The following is a 3,021-nucleotide window of genomic DNA, read 5'->3' as shown; positions in this document are numbered from 1 at the left end:
TCTCTGCCTCGGTGACGGATACCTGCGCCCGTAAGAAGTCCGCATACGTTCCCACGCCCGTATCGTATCGCACCCTGGCCACCCGCAGGTGTTCCCCTGCGTCTTCAATGGCCTTGTTGCTTACCCCGATATACGCCCCGGCAGTCTTTACGCCCACGTAGGCCTTTACCACATCGAGGGCAACGCTTTCCCTGATGCGTTCAAGCTCGTGGTGCTTGCCATCGAGTGCATCTTTGGCGATGTCGATCCCCAGGGATGCCTTGCGCACAAACAGTGGCATTTCAAATTCAAGGTTTGTGCGGTAGTTGTTGGTCGGATTGGGGTGATTGAGTGCGCTTATCTCAAAGTCTTGCTGTGAAAAGCGGCTCTGATTGAGCTTTGACATAAAGTAGTACGTGGGATTGTTTGTACGCATGATGGTTTCCTCAAAGGTGACCTTGGGAAGCAGGTTTCCACGCGCTATGTCCACATCGTTTCTTGATGCCTCCTGAGCGAAGGTGAGGGCATTGATCCGGTGGTTGTCCTTCATGGCCAACCCGATAGCGTCTCTGAGGCTTATGTCCGTCGCCCCAGCTATCACCGGCATTACCAGTAAAAAGCATACCGTCCAACATATTCTTATGATTGCCTTGTATCCCATACGTGTAAGGACATTATACTATAAATGTCAGAAGAAAATAAAGGGGCAAAATAAACGTGCGGCTCTACCCCCCTACAGCTCACCCTTGAGGTAGTAAAAGGCATAGCCGGCCAGCTCGTAGAGGCAGTGATAAAAATGCTCCAGGGCCGTGGCCGTTGGCAAGAAGGACGAGAGGTCTACGTGTGTGCCATGCCTGTTGGTAGAGAACACGTCGGGGTCAAGCCCCTGCTTTCTGAACATGGCCAGGGTCCTGCGCATGTGTGACTCTGAGGTGACGAGCAACAGTTTTTTGATGGCATGTTTGTCCTTTAGCGCCCTGATGCCTCTTGCCTCGTCAATGGTCTTGCTGACCTCTCCATAGAGCTGTATCTGCTGCTCCTTCAGGCCAAGACTTAAGGCATATCTCTTTACGACGTCGGCCTCGTTGTAGGTCTTGGTCTTCCACTGGGCAAAGAGCAGCTTTTTTGCAAACCCGTTTTTGACAAAGTATATGCCGGCCCAGATGCGTTCGATCCCGTTTGTGTAAAAGACATGACTATCGGGCACATAAGCCGGAAAGTGATTGGCAACATACAGGTTTGCATCCGTCACACCGGCCATTACAACCACGGCGTCGTAGGTGACGGATGGGTCGTAGGTGTCGTTGACGTGCCAGTACCTTGCAAAGAACTGGTTGGTTGTATAGGGGATGCTTATGACATACAAATACAGTATCAGCAAAAATATCAGCGGCTTGTGTCTCTGCCTTGACAGCAGCAACGCCATCAACCCGACAAAGACGTACAGGAGCGGGTTAATCAGGCTCATTAAAATCTTGTCTGAAAGCATATCTGCCAGGTATTTTACCTCAAACAATGAAAAATATTCCCGTAAATATTTCCGTGAGGTAGCACTCCATTCAAACGTGGTCATGTTGCTGGCGCATAGTAACAGTGCCATATTATGAAGGGATAAAAGTGGCTTAAATCCTGGCAACCACGGTTGATTGTGGCGCTATCATAATTCAATCTGAGGGAGGTTTATATGATGCCTTTAACACGAGCCATCCTCCGGCACCGGCAAAGAAGGAGGCCGCAAGTATGGATAGCTTTACCGTATCGGCCAGCTTGCTTTCGCCAAAGACCAAGAGATCGATAAAAATCGACATTGTAAAGCCTATGCCACTTAACCAGGCCACCCCGTAGAGCTGTCCCCATGAGACCCCTACGGGGAGTTCAGCCAATTTGGTTCTTACACTTAACCATGCGAAAGAGATAACCCCCAACTGCTTGCCAAGTACGAGTCCCAGAAACACGCCGACAACCGCAGGATTGATGAGGTCGCCTGTGCCTATCCTGAGAGATATGCCCGCATTGGCAAAGGCAAAAAGCGGCATTATACCGTAAGTCACTATGTGATACAGGCCATGTTCCATGTTTAACAGGGGTGAATCTGTCATGTGATGCTGAGATTCATCATCCTCTCTTTCAGGTTCGTCCTCCAGGAACAGCTCGCCTGCGGATTTTTTGCTTTTAAAATTACCCGGTATGGTCGCGGCCAGGACAACACCTGCAATTGTGGCGTGTATCCCAGACTTTAAGGTGAAAAACCAAAGAACAATCCCTATAAGACAATATATCCATAGGTTCCTTGACCCCATAACGTTAAGCAGCATTAAAACAGCAAACACACCTGTAGCCGCCAGAAGAAAGTACACCGAGATATTGCTTGTATAGACAACGGCTATTATGACAACCGCTCCAAGGTCATCGACAATAGCCAGGGCAGTAAGAAATATTTTTATGTTTACAGGCACAATACTTCCTAATAAATTCAGCACACCAATGGCAAAGGCAATGTCGGTTGCCGTGGGAATTGCCCAACCTCTGATGGTATCACTGCCATAATTACATATCGTATAAATGAGCGCCGGCAAAAGCATCCCACCTATGGCTGACATAATGGGCAGTGTGGCCTTCTGTCTTGAACTCAACTGGCCTATCATCAACTCTCTCTTAATTTCCAGACCAACCAGGAGAAAAAACAGTGTCATCAGGCTATCGTTTATCCAGTGAAGCAGTGTCTTGGAAATAGAAAGTCCGCCGATTCCAATAAAGAAGTGCATCTCTAACACTGCGTGATAATACCTTGCTAACGGCGAATTTGCAAGTAAAAGCGCAAACATGGTACAGGAGATAAGCATACCCCCACCAGATAGCTTTATATTAATGTTCGTTTTCATGTCAAAATAGTCACTGGCATATTTTAACTCTAAAATAATGGTATCCTCTTAAAAAAAGCATGGTAAAATGTTTCGCAAGAAGGGGTCAAGGGGACTGGTCCCCTTGCGGGGGGTTCTGAAGGGGGGCGGAGCCGCCCCTTTCTTCCTTGTGCTACCATGA

Annotated in this window: 3 protein-coding genes; all 3 read right to left on the bottom strand. The window is 48.3% G+C overall.

All coding sequences use genetic code 11. The features are described from left to right. A partial coding sequence (locus tag HWQ67_RS15405; protein ID WP_218253573.1) for a TolC family protein occupies window positions 1–586 on the bottom strand: 586 nt, incomplete at its 3' end. A gap of 126 nt (window positions 587–712) precedes the next feature. Beyond that, window positions 713–1,495, bottom strand: coding sequence for a YdcF family protein (locus tag HWQ67_RS15400; RefSeq protein WP_218253572.1), 783 nt, complete (start codon window positions 1,493–1,495; stop codon window positions 713–715). Window positions 1,496–1,643: 148 nt separating this feature from the next. Beyond that, window positions 1,644–2,861 (bottom strand): Na+/H+ antiporter NhaA, encoded by a 1,218-nt coding sequence (nhaA, locus tag HWQ67_RS15395; RefSeq protein WP_218253571.1) that lies wholly within the window; start codon window positions 2,859–2,861, stop codon window positions 1,644–1,646. Between the last annotated feature and the right edge of the window lie 160 nt (window positions 2,862–3,021).

Source organism: Candidatus Magnetobacterium casense (assembly GCF_019173545.1).
GTDB classification, from domain to species: Bacteria; Nitrospirota; Thermodesulfovibrionia; order Thermodesulfovibrionales; family Magnetobacteriaceae; genus Magnetobacterium; species Magnetobacterium cryptolimnobacter.
Note: the sequence above shows the minus strand (reverse complement) of the source record. Positions and strands in the feature narration are given on the sequence as shown.

Coding starts and splice junctions, on each gene's coding strand:
- nhaA (WP_218253571.1), bottom strand. CDS start 2,861: ATGAAAACGAACATTAATATAAAGCTATCTGGTGGGGGTATGCTTATC.